Genomic DNA, 14,164 nt, shown 5'->3' on the forward strand with positions numbered 1-14,164 from the left:
CGCAATGCCCTGGTGACCTTCACCCAGCGCATCCAGCTGTTGTCGCGGGACACGTTGCACCGGGATGCGCCACCTGGCGGCTTGATTGAGAATTTCGGTTAATTTTCCTTTTTCTTCCGTTCCGCTGGCAACCAGAAGGCGAAAAATCTCCCGCCGGCGGGTTTGGAATATTTCAAATACCGGATTGCGACCGGTGATCCATTCTCTCATAGGTCAATCCACCTGTAAAAAATCTAATCAATGATCGCTCTCCGGACGGGCAAAGATCATCCGTCCGGCAGCTGTTTGCAGGACTTTGGTAACGGTTACCAGTATTTCCTGATTGAGGTACTTGTTGCCGTTTTCGATTACAACCATGGTGCCGTCTTCCATATAACCGACGCCCTGTCCGCTTTCCTTGCCCTCCTGAATGACGCGCACCGACAGCGTTTCGCCGGGCAGCAGCACCGACTTGACCGCATTAGCCAGTTCATTGACGTTGAGAACCGTTACGCCTTGCAGCTCGGCGATGCGATTCAAATTGTAGTCGTTGGTCAGGATGGGGCAGCGCAGCTGACGGGCGAGGATGACCAGTTTGTCATCCACATCCCGCACCCCTTCGACATCAATATCGGAAATGCGCACAGGAATAATGGGCTCTTTCTGCAATTGGGAGAGCACTTCCATGCCACGTCTTCCGCGCTGGCGTCGCAGACTGTCCGGTGAGTCGGCAATGTACTGCAGTTCATTCAGCACGAAGCGCGGAATCAATAATGAGCCCGGCAGGAAACCCGTACGGGCTATATCGGCGATGCGGCCGTCAATGATGACACTGGTGTCCAGTAAAATGGTGCGCGATTCTGCCCAGTTAGCCCCGCCCTCGGCGGCAGGAGTGCCTGCGCCGGGGGGTTGGTTTTTGGAGATGTTACCCCAAAGCGAAAACAGGTCATTCTGGCGCATGACAAAAACCGAAACGCCAAGATAACCGAAGAAGACCACCCCGATGAAGGGGAGGATTTCTCCAAAGGGGGAGGGCAGGCGCGAGAGGGGAAATGCCAGCAGTACGGCAATGATCAGCCCGGCGATCAGACCAAACAGGGCGGCAAAAAGGGTTTGCGCAGAAACACGGGTCAGCAGGCTGCGAATTGCCCGCATAGGGCGGATGGTGATGAAGGGTGTCAGAATTAAACCGATCAGCGCGCCTACCAATCCAAGCGTAAAGGCATATTCCTCCACCGAAAAGGTCGAAGAAGCACCGCCGGTTGTCGCAATTTGCCCTAATTGCGCTCCCCACATGACACCGATGATTGCAAAAACAACCATGCCAATCAGCCGAAAAATAAATTCAATACTCATGAATAACTCCTTGGGATGAGTGCAAAAGGTTTTCGGAATTGTTAAGGTGCGGAATGAATAATAAATGAAAAAAATTAAATGATTAACCCTATGATAGCATCAAGGTTATGCAGAGTCAACGAAAAAAATTCTAATGATTCGCGGTTTTCGGGTCACTGTGGGGGTTTGTGTTAAAATAACCGGACGAATGACCAAAGCATTAATCGAAATCGAAAATTTGTGGTACAGTCACCCGGTACGGGGGGGTGAGGCGATTCCAGCTCTGAAGGGCATTAACCTGCGGATTGAAGAGGGGGAATATGTTGCCTTGATCGGGGCGAATGGCTCCGGGAAGACCACCCTCGCGCGGCATTTGAATGCTTTGCTTTTGCCTGATCAAGGGGTGGTCAGAATCAACGGAATGGATACCCGCGAAGAGCGATTTCACCCACAAATTCGCAGTATGGTTGGGATGGTGTTTCAATCTCCGGAAGATCAGCTGGTGGCCACCATTCTGGAAGAAGATATTGCCTTTGGGCCGGAAAATTTAGGTCTTCCGCCTGCAGAAATTCGCCAGCGCGTGGAGGAAGCGCTTGAAATTACCGGTTTGAAGGAATATCGCCAGCGACCTCCCCATTTGCTTTCAGCCGGTCAGATGCAGCGGGCGGCTCTGGCGGGTGTGCTGGCGATGCGCCCACGCTGCGTTATTTTCGATGAAACGACTGCCATGCTCGACCCGGCCGGCCGGCACATGGTCAGGCGCTTGATGCGCCGTCTGCATGAAGAAGGCCTGACGGTGATTGTCATTTCTCACTTCATGCGCGAGGCAGTGGCTGCTCAGCGGGTGGTGGTATTGAGTAAAGGGGAAATTGCGCTGGACAGCACACCTCAGGAAGTCTTCAGCCATCCGGCCGACCTGTGGTCGCTGGGGTTGGATCTGCCGCTGGCGGGACGGTTGGCGATTCAACTGCGGGAAGTGCTGCCCAGCCTGCCGCCGAACCTGTTACGTTCCAATGATCTGATTGCTGCCCTGCCGCCCCCGCCGTTTAATGTGAGGGTGAGGGGTTTGGATGAGGAAACTCCACCTGTTGCACCGCAAAACGGCTTTATCCATGTTGACCGGTTGGGACATACCTATCTGGCGGATACTCCACTGGCGTATCCGGCTTTAGAAGATGTACACCTGCATGCCGATGAGGGCAAGGTGCATGGGTTGATTGGCTCCACAGGTTCTGGAAAATCTACCCTCTTGCAGCACCTTAATGGTTTGTTACTGCCCCAAACAGGCAAGGTGACGGTCGGTCCGTTTGATCTGAATGATCCAAAAACCGACCTGAAAGCTGTGCGACAGTTTGCTGGTTTGGTCTTCCAAAATCCAGATTATCAACTGTTTGAACAATTTGTTGGGGATGAAGTTGCGTACGCGCCGCGCTTGAGAGGTGAACGGGAAACCTTGCGGCAAACCGTGCAATTGGCAATGGAAATGGTTGGTTTGGATTTTGAGACCTTCAAAGACCGGCTCACATTTACCCTCAGCGGAGGTGAACGGCGTAAAGTGGCACTGGCTTCGTTGATTGCCATGCACCCGCAGGTGTTACTGCTGGATGAACCAACCGCCGGGCTTGATCCGCGTTCGCGTAACGAAACCCTGCGTTCTCTGGAAAAACTGCGTCAGCAGGGATTAACACTGGTGCTTTCCTCCCATCACATGGAGGATATTGCGGAGTTAAGCGACAGTTTGACGGTACTTCACAAGGGCAGGACGCTGCTGGATGGCGCTGCAGAAGAAGTTTATTCCAACGTGAGTCTGCTGGAAGAACACGGACTGGAAGCGCCGCTGGTAACCCGGGCGGCGGTACGCCTGCGGGAACTGGGTTGGGATATTCCCCGCTGCATCCTGCGGATTGGCGATCTGGTGGGGCATTTGCGCCGCAATCTGGAGGCTCACCATGCATAATTTTGAGTTTTTACGCATGGTCAACATCGGCCAGTATCTGCCGCTGAACTCCATCCTGCACCGCCTGGATGCGCGGGCACGAATTGTGATGTATCTGCTGATTCTGATGGCGGCCACATTCACCGCTCAACCTGGCGGTCTTTTGTTTGCCCTGCTGGTGGTGCTGGTCTTGTTGAGAATTGGTCGCATTCCGCTGAGTTTTGCTTTACGCGGTTTACTGCCGCCTTTGCCTTTCCTTCTCATTCTGGCCGTCTTGCAGGTTTTTGTATCCATCCGGCCACCCAGTGCATTGCCTTTGTTCGAGTTCGGGATATTCAAAATTTATGCCAGTGGTCTGGTTTCGGCCGGAATGTTGTTGCTGCGATTTTGTGTGCTGATCCTGGCGCTTTCTTTATCCTCATTCACTCTTTCCACTTCGGAAATGATTCACGGGCTCGAATCTCTCCTGGCGCCATTTTCCCGTTTTGGGCTGCCAGTCCATGATCTGGTGATGGTCTTGCAGGTTACCATCCGTTTCATCCCATTTCTGGCCATCGCCGCTGAACGGATTGCCAAGGCACAGGCTTCGCGCGGAGCTGAATGGGGGGTGCGCAAAGGCAAAATCTTTCAACGGGTACGGCAGGTCATTCCGTTGATTGTGCCTTTATTTCTCACCAGTCTGCGGCGGGCAGAAACGATGGCGCTGGCGATGGATGCCCGCGCCTACGGAAGTACGCGCCGGCGTACTTCCATGTACACCATGCATTTTGCATGGAAAGATGCAGCCGCCCTATTGTTGGGGGCTGGATGCGCGTCGGTCATCCTTATTCTGGGAGTGTAGGATTACAAATTTGCGCCTTTGCGTTTACCTACCGCAAATTGCTGCCAGGCCGCCACGACAACCAGTGTGATCAATGCCGAGACGCCCGCTTCGGGTAAACCGTTGGCAATGGCAATGGGTAACAAAGCAGCAAAGGGCAAAAAGCCAATCACACCGATCATGCCCAGTACCAGAATCGTATTGGTCAGGCTGCCGGCAATGCCGGCGAGAATCAGCGCTGGAACCGTCCATTTACGCAGGGATTGCCACACCAGCCAGGCAACCGGGCCGATGAACAAGCGCGGCAACACGGAGAGAAGCGGATTGGTAAACCAGACATCTGCCGGGCCGGTGGGGGCTACGGCTGCCTGAATCAGGCTGAAGATGCCGAAAATCAGGCCAATGCCCAGACCGACAATCGGACCTTCCAGCACTGCGCCAATGATTACCGGAACGTGCATGATGGTGAGTGAAGCGCCAGTGACCCACGGGATGAAGCCCAGGCGGGTCAGACCCAATAAAACAGCAATTGCCCCCAAAACACCGGTGATGACAATTTTTCTCGTGCGATTTTGTGGCATTTCTGCTCCTTTTGGATGAATTGGGTGAATTTGTGGATTTTTTTATTTAACCCTCAAGGGTTCCAAAAAGTTTTGCGAGTTGGAATTTGATTTTAACATTAAATCCACTTGGCGGTTTATTTCCAAACCAACCGTCCTCATTCTCCGCTATAATGGGCACAATTCCTGTAAACTGATCGCTCACTTTGAGGGAATTATGGACAGACCCTTGCGCTGGTACGATTACATCACGATCAACGTCTACTGGTTTGCCCTGACCACGCGCTCCCAAACGATCTCTCCTTTGATCCTGCCGCTGCTCGTTCAGCAGTTTGTCGGCGAACAAGCGAAAGGGGCGGCGTTGGGGAATATCCGTCTATGGGCTTTGATGACGGCTGTATTGGTGCAGGCCTTGATGGGGATGCTTTCAGACCGCAGCACGCACCGCTGGGGCAGGCGCCGGCCGTTTATCTTGATCGGCTCGCTGGGAGAATTGCTTGTATTTGCTTTGCTGGGGTTTGTGGCGGGCATGCAAGGCAGCGCTGGCTATACGGCTTTGTTCGCAATTTACGTTTTTTCCATGTTTTCTTCCAACATTGCCCATGCCGCCACCCAAGGTCTGATACCCGATCTGGTGCCCGAGGAAAAACGCGGGCTCTTTTCAGGTGTCAAAGCATTGCTCGAATTGCCGGTCCCGGTCATTTTCGTTTCGTTTGTTATGGGACGACTGGTCAGTCAGGGACAGTTGTGGACAGCGTTGATTATTTTGATGGCGGTTATGGTAATCTGTACCGTATTGGCCATGTTGGTGCCGGAAAAACGTCTGGATCAGCCTCCCTTCCCGCTCGACTGGCGGGGATTTTTCCGCCTGGCTTTGATGACGGCTGTCTTTACGCTGATCATCGTTGGTATGGGTGCGGTTGTGCGCTGGTTCTTGAGTCTGCCTTTATCGGATGGTATTTTCAAAAGTATTGTAACGATTATCGGCGGTATTTTAGCGATGGGTGTTGCGGTGGCCTTGGGGGTGATTGCCAGCTTGAGAATTGGGGTAGGCAAAGATATTCGCTACCGTCCTTCGTTCAAGTGGTGGGTAGTCAACCGGCTGGCTTTTCTGGTGGGTTCAACCAATGTGGCTACCTTCCTTGTTTTCTTTTTACAGGAGCGTTTCCCTCAATTTGCGGGAGAAAAAGCGGCTGCACCGGCGGCAACCATCACCATGTTTGTGGGGGTGTTTATCCTGATTACGGCTTTACCGAGCGGTTTTCTGGCCGACCGCTTTGGTAAAAAAATTCTGGTGGCGATTGCCTGCTTGCTTGCTGCCGGCGGGATTGGTGTGATGTTGTTGTTCCCGACACTGACAGCACTGTATGCGGCCGGTTCGCTGGTGGGGGCGGGAGTAGGATTGTTTTATTCGGCTAATTGGGCTTTGGGGACGGATATTGTCCCGCGCGAGCAGGCCGGGCGGTTTTTGGGGCTTTCCAACCTGGCCGGAGCGGGTGCGGGTGCCATTGGGGCTTACATTGCTGGTCCAATTGCCGATGCAGCTGGCTACACCATGATTATGGGGTTGTATGGTTTTTTGTTTATCTCCTCTATTCTGGTTTTGCCTTTCATCGAAGAAAAAAGAATTCGATCCTCTCCGATGGTGGGGTAACCTTTTGCTGCCCCGAATCGTCTAAGATAAAGGACACCTCTACGTGGATGAACTGGCAATCCTCAATGGTTTGAAATCGGATCAACCTCAGGCGGCGCTGACTGCTCTTTTTGAACAGTATGCCGATCGTCTTTATCATTTGGCATTGGGGCTGCTGAGGGATGAAGATGCTGCCGAGGATGTTGTTCAGGATACTTTTCTATCCGTCTTTCGCAACCGGTTTCAATTCGAGGGCAGATCTTCGGCGGGTACATGGCTATATCGAATTGCCTATAACCTGAGTCTGGACCGGCTGCGCTCAAAACAAACTCTGCCGCTGCCGGAGGATGACGGTGCAGAGGATGCGGATAATCCTGTGCCCTTGCCGCGCGAGTTTGTGGAGTGGCGCTGGCTGCCGGAGGAATTGATTCAGGATCACGAACGGCGGAAAACGCTGGATGATGCGATTCAATCCCTCTCACCGGCCCTGCGGGCAGTATTTTTACTGCGGGACGTGGAGGAACTTTCTACCGAGGAAACTGCCGCGGTTCTTTCGATTTCGACCGCAGCGGTTAAGGTGCGTTTGCACCGTGCCCGGCTGGAATTACGTGAAAAACTGGCGGCTTTTTTTGCGGCTCAGGAGAAAGGAGCGGTGCAATGAATTGCGAAGAATTAATTCGGTATTTGTCGGATTACATTGATAACAATCTGGATGAAGACCTGCGAGCAGATGCCGAGGAACACCTGCGCACCTGTCACAACTGTCATGTGGTTTTGGATACCACCCGTAAAACTATTTTGATGTACAAGGGAAGTATCAAAGACCCAATTCCTGCTCCGCGCCGGGTAGCCTTATTTGACCGCCTGCTCAAAGCAGTATCAGAGCGGCAAGATTGTCCACCGGAAGAGGAATGAGGATGTAACCTTTTTGAAGACAACTCGTCAAAAAGGTAGAAATTAAAACCGAATTCCTGAAGGAGGAAAAAGCCATGTCTTTCGTAAATGAATCAACCGTAGATCGCATCATTCGCGTTGCAGTGGGCGTTCTGTTATTGGCCCTTGGGTGGGGTGGTGTCGTTACCGGAACGTTGGGTACCATTTTCAAGTTTCTCGGCTTTGTGCCGCTGCTGACCGGATTGATCGGCTGGTGCCCGGCTTACGCCTTGTTCAAATTCCGCACCAATTCGTAATCCATTATTGCCAAACCAGCTGCTGGCAGCTCATCCGTAAAGTGTTCGAATGAGCGCAAACCGCCAGCGGCTGGTTGGCTGATATAAACTGGAATTTCAATGAACCCTGAACAGTTCGAACAAAAAATTGCAAAAACCCAGCGGCCGCTGGTGGTCGAGTTTTGGGCACCGTGGTGCGGTCCTTGCAAAATCATGAACCCGATTCTCAAATCGGCCAGTGAACAATACCACGAGCAGGTTGAGTTGTTGAAAATTAATGCGGATGAGTCGCCCGATTTGCTGCGTGAGTTAAAAATATTCAGCATCCCGACTTTGCTGGTTTATCAAAACGGGAAACTGATTTACCGTAAAGTGGGTGCTCAACCGGCAGCCGCTATTGAGGCATTATTTGCCGAACTTGCTGCCGGTAAGGAAATTCAAAAAAGGGGACCCACCCCATTTGACCGCTTGCTGCGGCTGGGGGCGGGTTTACTGGTGGCGGGCATTGGTATTACCAGCCAGGTGAATATCTTGTTGCTGTTGATTGGGGGCGTACTCGTATTCAGCGCAGCATATGACCGTTGTCCGATTTATCGGGCGGTTTCCGGCTGGCTTAAGAGTTTTGTACAAAAATCCCGATCACAGGCTTAAGGGCCGCTCACCGTTGGGTAGCCGGCGTTACGCCAGGCAATAATGCCGCCGCTAACGCTGGTTACTTTTTCAAACCCGGCTTGCAGCAGAATATCCCTACCAGCCTGACTGCGGTTGCCGGATCGGCAGATGACCAAAATTTCTTGATCTTTGGGTACTTCGCTGACCCGGTTTGGCAATTGATCCAGTGGAATCAGCGTAGCCCCGGGGACATGCAGTTCGTTCCACTCTTCCGGCTGGCGAACATCCAGAACAAAGGCGCCTTGCTCACGCAACTGAGCGGCTTGAGCCACTGAAATTTCTAACGGCAGGGCACGGGTTGCTGATGGGCGGTTGTTCATGAGGACAACTGCTGCTCCAAACACGGCCAGAATTGCCAGGAAGATAACCCAAAGGGGAAAACGGCTGGTTTTCGGCTGCTGGGCAGATGATTTTTTACGCGTCATCGTTTAATCCTGTGAAAAATGGAATTCAGGTCTTACGGTTTGGATTCAATTTTACGGTAAAGGTTGCAGGATGTGGGGTAAAATTATAAGCAGATCACTATCCCTGAAAAATTGAGGCGGGATGGGACACCCGACAGCATGTTGATCAGCCGCGAGAGTTTCAATACCCATACCCTTGAAAAACACCCGCATGGTGAGGTTGTTAAGCGGGTTCTTTTTGCTGCTTTACGGGCGGTTGATCCTGCCACAGCGGTTGCTCGTTTTCTGGAACGGGAAGGTGACCTGTTGTTCGCCGGAGGGCGGAGCTACGACCTCAGCCATTACCGGCGGGTTTTCATTGTGGGGGCGGGTAAAGCCGCGGTACCCATGACCAAAGCTGCAGCCCGTATTTTGGGGGATCGTCTTTCCGGGGGTTTGATCATTACCAAGGAAGGTTTTTTACGCGAAAATACGCTTGGGGGCGCAATTCCGGAACGAATTCAGGTTGTTGAAGCCTCTCACCCTCTGCCGGATGAGCGTGGGGTGAATGCCACCCGGCGAATGCTGGCTTTACTCAACCGGGTGGGAGAAAACGATCTGGTACTGGCGTTGATTTCCGGCGGCGGTTCAGCACTGATGACCGCACCGGCTGAGGGTATCTCGCTTGCCGATTTGCAGACCCTGACCAACCTGCTGCTGGCTTGCGGCGCTTCGATTGAAGAAATCAACACCCTGCGGAAGCATCTGGATGAAGTCAAAGGCGGGGGGCTGGCACGCGCCGCCGGCAAGGCTGATTTGCTGGCATTAATCCTCTCGGATGTAGTGGGTGATCCACTGGATGTGATTGCCTCCGGGCCAACCGTAGCAGACCCGACCACCTTTGCGGATGCGCTGGCAATTTTACAGCGTTATGATCTGATTGACCAAACTCCGTCTTCAATTCTCCAGCGTCTGTGCAGCGGCGCAGAAGGCCACATTCCCGAAACTCCCAAGCCGGGGGATGCTCTCTTCCGGCAAGTCCACAACCTGATTATTGCCAGCAATCGTCATGCGGCACAGGCTGCGCTGGAAGAAGCCGAAGAATGTGGCCTGAGAGCGTTATTGTTGAGCACATATTTACAAGGTGAAGCCCGCCAGCTGGGGCAGTTTTTAGGGGCAATCGCCCGTCAAATTCACGCCACCCGACAGCCGTTGCAACCGCCGGCCTGCCTGATTGCGGGTGGAGAAACCACGGTCACATTGCACGGAGATGGATTGGGGGGGCGCAATCAAGAGGTTGCCCTTGGAGCGGTTCGTGGAATGGAATCTGCCCATAATCTGCTGCTGGTCACTCTGGCTACCGATGGGGATGACGGTCCGACGGATGCAGCGGGTGCGGTGGTCAGTGGAGAAACATTGAAAAGAGCGCTGGCATTGGGAATGAAGCCGGAAGACTTCCTTGAAAGGAATGATTCCTATCACTTCTTCCATGCCTTGGGAGACCTGATCCGCACCGGCCCTACCCAAACCAATGTCAATGATTTGGTGTTTCTGTTTGCTTTTCCGGAGTGACGGCCGATAGTCCAGAATCGGAGCGGCGGTTGACCGGGCCGGGAGTAATCTTTACGGCGCGCCCCTTGCGGTGACGTGCAGAAAGCGCCCGGCGCAGCGGTGGTATGCGCACCACGAGCAGTAAACTTAAGACCAGTGTGGCTGCCAGCGGTTTCCAAATATCCCCTTGCAAACGCAGAAAATCACCTTTGACAGCCATTGCCAGATGGATGACGGCCAGTACGGCGGTCAAGTAAACCAGCTGGTGCAGTCGCTTCCACAGCTTGCCCAGTCTTTTCTGCCACCAACGGTGGGAAGTTAGCGCAAGCGGAGTCAACAGGCAGAGTGCAGCCAGGCCAATGAGAATATAAGGCTTGTCGGCGATTGAAGCAAAAATCAGGTTGAAATCGAATTGATAATCCCAACCGGTGTAAGTAAGCATGTGGAGCGCGGCATAGAAAAAAGCGTACAACCCCAGCGGACGGCGCAGTTTAAGCAGCTGCGGCAGGTTGAAAAGGATATGCAGTGGCGTCATCGCCAGCGAGGCCAGCAGGATGATGATGGCAATATCACCGGAGCGCTGGGTGGCGGCCTGAATCGGATTGATGGTCAGGTTATTGGTAAAATATGCAGCTGCCAGTACAAAGAGCGGCAGCCAGCACAGGATGTGAGTCAGCAATTGCAGGCGCGACCAGTTTTTCATCGGCTTTTCAGTAATTAACCCGCAGGTCCATGTTGGTGTATAGCTGCCCAACCTGTTCGGCGTATCCGTTGAACAACAGGGTCTCGCGGCGGCGGTTTTCACCGATGCGCCGTTCGGTTGCCTGAGACCAGCGCGGATGGGGTACTTCCGGGTTTACGTTGGCATAAAAACCATATTCGTTGGGGGCAACCAGGTTCCAAAAGGTGGGCGGCATGGTCTCAGTCAGTTCGATTTTGACGATGGCTTTGCTGCTTTTGAAACCGTATTTCCACGGCACAGCCAGACGCAGCGGCGCTCCGTTTTGAGGGAGCAATTCTTTGCCATACAGACCGGTTACCAGCAGGGTCAGGTCGTGATAGGCTTCGTCCAAGCGCAAGCCTTCTGTATAGGGCCAGGGGTAAAAGGGGCTTCTTGCGCCGGGCATGTTTTTTTCATCCAGAATGGTGGTGAATTGAACATAGGCCGCGCTGGTCATGGGCTCGACTTCTTTCAGCAGCAGGGAAAGCGGAAAGCCAAGCCATGGGATGACCATGGACCAGCCTTCCACGCAGCGCAACCGGTAAACGCGTTCTTCCTGCGGAAAACTGCGCAGGTCTTCGATGTCGAAAATCCGCGGTTTGTGAACCAATCCGCCAACCTCCACCTGCCACGGGCTGGTGGGAAAGTTTTTTGCCAGCGAGGCTACACCGCCCTTGTCCATGGTGAATTCGTAGTAATTGTTGTAGTTGGTAATTTCTTCAAAGGAATTGGCCGGGTCGCCCAGTTCATCGCGCGGGCGCTCACCGATGATGATTGTGTCCGAGGAAGATGAAGCTTCGGGTTGTGTTTTGACTCCACAAGCTGCCAGCAAAGTGCCGGCTGCGCCGATGGCAGCCAGTTTGAGGAACTGCCGCCGGTTCAGGTAAACATGCTCGGGGGTGATTTCCGAAGAGGGTATTCGAGGAATATCTGTCTTTTTCATGAAAAGTTAATCCTGTTGGGTTACGCTTACTAAATTAGACTGGTTTTACCCAATTAACCTTACCAGAGTTGAGGAGATTTTTCAAATCCTTATCAAGGGTTGGGCAATCCATCGTTTTCTTGGACATTCATCCAGTAGCAGAGGTAAGATTTCCCAATTTAGGAACTCTATATCCGTAGACCCATATCATTCCGGAAAGGTTTACTCTATGAGAAAGCAAATCATTCTGTTCAATCTGTTTTTGGTCATAGCCCTTATTTCGGGTGCATGTACGGCGAAACCGGCTGTTTCAGATAATTCCGAGGAAAACAGACCGATACCGCTGGTGCAGCCAACCGTTGAATTGAACGGTGAACAGATAACGCCATTGGTTGAAGAGATAGCAACTTTGCAACCTCAAGAGCAAGAGAACGATAATGACAGGGAAGTCGAACAAACCATTACACCCCAAGACCTGCCGGCTTGGTTCAAAGTAGAATTGACCAATGTAGCAAACGATGAAACTTTCACCTTCCAATCCCTGCTGGGAAAGGTTATGCTGGTTGAAACCATGGCGCAATGGTGTTCGAATTGTTTGCGTCAACAACAAGAGGTCAAGGCTCTGCATCAGCTGCTGGGGGAACGGGATGATTTTGTGAGCATCGGCCTGGATATTGACCCGAATGAAGATGCCGAAACCTTGAAAAACTATGTCACCCGTCATCAATTCGATTGGGTGTATGCTATTTCGCCAGCAGAAGTTTCACGCTCGTTGAGTGATTTGTATGGTGCCCAATTTCTCTCTCCACCTGCGACGCCGATGTTAATAATCGACCGGCAGGGGCAGGTTCACCTTCTCCCAATGGGCATCAAATCGGCAGAGCGGTTGAATGAATTTCTGCAACCATTTTTAGAGACTGATGGTTGAGAGGTAAGATACGGTGGAGAACATTTTTACCACAATAACCATTGGCTTGCTGGCAACCACCAGCCCGTGTGTCTTTCCGCTTTATCCGGGGTATCTGGCTTATTTGAGCAATGGAAATGAGCGTTTGCAGAAAAGTAAAGGCCGCTATTTATTGGGCTTTTTGGTGCTGGCGGGTGTGTTGACCATGATGCTGGCAATCGGGCTGGTCATTGCTTTACTTGCGGTCCCTATTGGAAGCGCGTTGTCCATTGTCGTACCGCTGGCGGATATTTTGATCTTTCTGCTAGGTGTTTTGTTGCTTTTCAATATCAATCCGTTCCGATCCCTGCCTGTAATTCGAGTCCCGCTGCTGCAAAATCCATATTTCAATGCCTTTGTATATGGGCTGCTATACGGTCCAATTGCTTTACCTTGCGCGGGCCCGCTGGTGGTCAGTGTGTTTGCACTCTCACTAACGGCTGGCGAACTGCTCAGCCGGCTGGGCACCTTCATGGGCTTTGGTCTGGGGTTTGGAATTCCGCTCTTGCTGCTTTCTTTTCTGGCTGGGTCACAACAACGCTGGATTACTCTTCAATTTGCGCGCCATGGAAAATGGGTCAATCGGATTGGTGGAGTTATTTTAATTACCATTGCCGTGGTGGATTTTTTCATAAATTGGGAATTGATCCGCTCTGTATGGTTTGGATGAGGTAAAAAATGCTTCCCGCAGTCCTGACCGACCGGGGGTGACTGCGGGAAGCGACAGGCTTGCTGGCTGTTATGCTTGAGATTTTTCCCCGAAAATGCCCAGCAGAATGCCCAGACCCGCTGCAATTAGCAGTACCGGAGCGAATAAAGACCAGTTGGCAGAGAAGAAGGCAATTAATCCGGTTCCTGCCATCAAAATTGCAAAGATAACCAGGCCAATGATCTTGCCCGGCCGTTGTTTTTGAACCATACTGATGGATGCCATTATCAGAGCGCCAAACGCGGGGATCAAAATAGCCAGCGCCCACCAGTTATACGGCTCGAAGCGGTTTCGTAAATCCACCCAGCCGGTGTTAATTCCCAAAAAACCAAATCCCAGATAGACCGCACCCAAACCAATCCAGAAAGCCATGTTGAGACCTTCCCTACCGCCAAAACCATTCAGCAGTACACTGACACCGGGTGCAATGACCATCAAGGGCCAGTATACGGACCAGTCCAATCCCAACAGGAACATAAAAGTCAGGGTGAATAAAACCACAGCGCTTCCCAGGCTGCTGCGCACGGCGGTGTTGAAGCGTTGGCTGTATTGAAAGGCATAGTAAGCGCCGCTCAATGACCCGAAGGCAGGGATGAGGATAAACAATGCCCACCAGTTGACACGCGGACCAAGCCAGCCGGCCTGCTGGGCAAAGATGATAAGACCTGCCAGAATCAAAATAACTCCAAACCATCCGCCATGTCGGCGGGGGCTATTTGCGGGTGGTTTTTCGAGGTTTACGGAAGGGTTTTCCATAATAATGACTGCCTGCTTTCCTGTCAGGATATTGTGTAATTTATATACGCAGACTTTTCAATTGGGTTTCGT

Annotated in this window: 17 protein-coding genes; 10 read left to right on the forward strand and 7 right to left on the reverse strand. The window is 52.3% G+C overall.

Annotated elements, in window-relative coordinates; all coding sequences use genetic code 11:
• On the reverse strand, positions 1-210 hold a 210-nt coding region (locus ACWIZX_RS06420), incomplete at its 3' end, for an RNA methyltransferase substrate-binding domain-containing protein (protein ID WP_448335190.1).
• Between the two features lie 27 nt (positions 211-237).
• Complete coding sequence (locus ACWIZX_RS06425; RefSeq protein ID WP_448335191.1) at positions 238-1,335, reverse strand: PIN domain-containing protein; 1,098 nt, start codon at positions 1,333-1,335, stop codon at positions 238-240.
• Between the two features lie 187 nt (positions 1,336-1,522).
• On the opposite strand from ACWIZX_RS06425, the gene ACWIZX_RS06430 reads away from it, so the two are divergent.
• Positions 1,523-3,271 carry an energy-coupling factor transporter ATPase gene (locus tag ACWIZX_RS06430; RefSeq protein ID WP_448335192.1) on the forward strand — a complete coding sequence of 583 codons (1,749 nt, stop codon included), beginning with the start codon at positions 1,523-1,525 and terminating at the stop codon, positions 3,269-3,271.
• Complete coding sequence (locus ACWIZX_RS06435) at positions 3,264-4,091, forward strand: energy-coupling factor transporter transmembrane component T family protein (RefSeq protein ID WP_448335193.1); 828 nt, start codon at positions 3,264-3,266, stop codon at positions 4,089-4,091. The genes ACWIZX_RS06430 and ACWIZX_RS06435 overlap by 8 nt, the downstream gene beginning before the upstream one ends.
• A 2-nt stretch (positions 4,092-4,093) precedes the next feature.
• Here ACWIZX_RS06435 and ACWIZX_RS06440 read toward each other — a convergent pair whose 3' ends face one another.
• Positions 4,094-4,651, reverse strand: a complete 558-nt coding sequence (locus ACWIZX_RS06440) for an ECF transporter S component (RefSeq protein WP_448335194.1) — start codon at positions 4,649-4,651, stop codon at positions 4,094-4,096.
• A 196-nt stretch (positions 4,652-4,847) separates the two neighbouring features.
• Here ACWIZX_RS06440 and ACWIZX_RS06445 point away from each other — a divergent pair, with 196 nt between their 5' ends.
• The 5 genes from ACWIZX_RS06445 (at position 4,848) to trxA (ending at position 8,083) form a co-directional block, all read left to right on the forward strand.
• Positions 4,848-6,284, forward strand: a complete 1,437-nt coding sequence (locus ACWIZX_RS06445; RefSeq protein WP_448335195.1) for an MFS transporter — start codon at positions 4,848-4,850, stop codon at positions 6,282-6,284.
• A 43-nt stretch (positions 6,285-6,327) separates the two neighbouring features.
• On the forward strand, positions 6,328-6,924 hold the full coding sequence (locus tag ACWIZX_RS06450; protein ID WP_322792008.1) for an RNA polymerase sigma factor: 597 nt from the start codon (positions 6,328-6,330) through the stop codon (positions 6,922-6,924).
• On the forward strand, positions 6,921-7,178 hold the full coding sequence (locus ACWIZX_RS06455) for an anti-sigma factor family protein (protein WP_448335196.1): 258 nt from the start codon (positions 6,921-6,923) through the stop codon (positions 7,176-7,178). Before ACWIZX_RS06450 ends, ACWIZX_RS06455 begins: the two co-directional genes overlap by 4 nt.
• 74 nt (positions 7,179-7,252) lie before the next feature.
• Positions 7,253-7,453: a YgaP family membrane protein gene (locus ACWIZX_RS06460; RefSeq protein ID WP_322792006.1), complete on the forward strand. Its 201-nt coding sequence runs from the start codon at positions 7,253-7,255 to the stop codon at positions 7,451-7,453.
• A gap of 99 nt (positions 7,454-7,552) precedes the next feature.
• Entirely contained in the window at positions 7,553-8,083 is a 531-nt protein-coding gene (gene trxA / locus ACWIZX_RS06465; protein WP_322792005.1) for a thioredoxin, read from the forward strand.
• Here trxA and ACWIZX_RS06470 read toward each other — a convergent pair.
• Entirely contained in the window at positions 8,080-8,529 is a 450-nt protein-coding gene (locus ACWIZX_RS06470; RefSeq protein ID WP_448335197.1) for a rhodanese-like domain-containing protein, read from the reverse strand. The two genes, trxA and ACWIZX_RS06470, sit on opposite strands and share 4 nt — an antisense overlap.
• A gap of 138 nt (positions 8,530-8,667) precedes the next feature.
• Between ACWIZX_RS06470 and ACWIZX_RS06475 the strand changes: the two genes are divergently transcribed.
• The gene (locus ACWIZX_RS06475; protein ID WP_448335198.1) at positions 8,668-10,059 is read left to right on the forward strand and encodes a glycerate kinase type-2 family protein; all 1,392 of its coding nucleotides are present in this window, start codon (positions 8,668-8,670) and stop codon (positions 10,057-10,059) included.
• Here ACWIZX_RS06475 and ACWIZX_RS06480 read toward each other — a convergent pair.
• Positions 10,022-10,741: a sulfite oxidase heme-binding subunit YedZ gene (locus tag ACWIZX_RS06480; RefSeq protein WP_448335199.1), complete on the reverse strand. Its 720-nt coding sequence runs from the start codon at positions 10,739-10,741 to the stop codon at positions 10,022-10,024. The genes ACWIZX_RS06475 and ACWIZX_RS06480 overlap by 38 nt on opposite strands.
• Positions 10,742-10,748: 7 nt before the next feature.
• On the reverse strand, positions 10,749-11,702 hold the full coding sequence (gene msrP, locus ACWIZX_RS06485; protein ID WP_448335200.1) for a protein-methionine-sulfoxide reductase catalytic subunit MsrP: 954 nt from the start codon (positions 11,700-11,702) through the stop codon (positions 10,749-10,751).
• 208 nt (positions 11,703-11,910) lie between these two features.
• On the opposite strand from msrP, the gene ACWIZX_RS06490 reads away from it, so the two are divergent.
• Both ACWIZX_RS06490 and ACWIZX_RS06495 read left to right on the forward strand, forming a co-directional pair.
• On the forward strand, positions 11,911-12,609 hold the full coding sequence (locus ACWIZX_RS06490) for a TlpA family protein disulfide reductase (RefSeq protein ID WP_448335201.1): 699 nt from the start codon (positions 11,911-11,913) through the stop codon (positions 12,607-12,609).
• A gap of 13 nt (positions 12,610-12,622) precedes the next feature.
• On the forward strand, positions 12,623-13,297 hold the full coding sequence (locus ACWIZX_RS06495; protein WP_322791999.1) for a cytochrome c biogenesis CcdA family protein: 675 nt from the start codon (positions 12,623-12,625) through the stop codon (positions 13,295-13,297).
• Between the two features lie 69 nt (positions 13,298-13,366).
• Here the strand turns inward: ACWIZX_RS06495 and ACWIZX_RS06500 are convergent, their stop codons facing one another.
• On the reverse strand, positions 13,367-14,092 hold the full coding sequence (locus ACWIZX_RS06500; protein WP_448335202.1) for a hypothetical protein: 726 nt from the start codon (positions 14,090-14,092) through the stop codon (positions 13,367-13,369).
• Between the last annotated feature and the right edge of the window lie 72 nt (positions 14,093-14,164).

The sequence above is a fragment of the Bellilinea sp. genome, from assembly GCF_053501535.1.

Bases quoted from the DNA above. Each gene is read 5' to 3' on its own strand.
- ACWIZX_RS06425 (WP_448335191.1), bottom strand. From the start codon at position 1,335: ATGAGTATTGAATTTATTTTTCGGCTGATTGGCATGGTTGTTTTTGCA.
- ACWIZX_RS06440 (WP_448335194.1), bottom strand. From the start codon at position 4,651: ATGCCACAAAATCGCACGAGAAAAATTGTCATCACCGGTGTTTTGGGG.
- ACWIZX_RS06435 (WP_448335193.1), top strand. From the start codon at position 3,264: ATGCATAATTTTGAGTTTTTACGCATGGTCAACATCGGCCAGTATCTG.
- ACWIZX_RS06475 (WP_448335198.1), top strand. From the start codon at position 8,668: ATGTTGATCAGCCGCGAGAGTTTCAATACCCATACCCTTGAAAAACAC.
- msrP (WP_448335200.1), bottom strand. From the start codon at position 11,702: ATGAAAAAGACAGATATTCCTCGAATACCCTCTTCGGAAATCACCCCC.
- ACWIZX_RS06430 (WP_448335192.1), top strand. From the start codon at position 1,523: ATGACCAAAGCATTAATCGAAATCGAAAATTTGTGGTACAGTCACCCG.
- ACWIZX_RS06490 (WP_448335201.1), top strand. From the start codon at position 11,911: ATGAGAAAGCAAATCATTCTGTTCAATCTGTTTTTGGTCATAGCCCTT.
- ACWIZX_RS06460 (WP_322792006.1), top strand. From the start codon at position 7,253: ATGTCTTTCGTAAATGAATCAACCGTAGATCGCATCATTCGCGTTGCA.
- ACWIZX_RS06455 (WP_448335196.1), top strand. From the start codon at position 6,921: ATGAATTGCGAAGAATTAATTCGGTATTTGTCGGATTACATTGATAAC.
- ACWIZX_RS06445 (WP_448335195.1), top strand. From the start codon at position 4,848: ATGGACAGACCCTTGCGCTGGTACGATTACATCACGATCAACGTCTAC.
- ACWIZX_RS06470 (WP_448335197.1), bottom strand. From the start codon at position 8,529: ATGACGCGTAAAAAATCATCTGCCCAGCAGCCGAAAACCAGCCGTTTT.
- ACWIZX_RS06500 (WP_448335202.1), bottom strand. From the start codon at position 14,092: ATGGAAAACCCTTCCGTAAACCTCGAAAAACCACCCGCAAATAGCCCC.
- trxA (WP_322792005.1), top strand. From the start codon at position 7,553: ATGAACCCTGAACAGTTCGAACAAAAAATTGCAAAAACCCAGCGGCCG.
- ACWIZX_RS06480 (WP_448335199.1), bottom strand. From the start codon at position 10,741: ATGAAAAACTGGTCGCGCCTGCAATTGCTGACTCACATCCTGTGCTGG.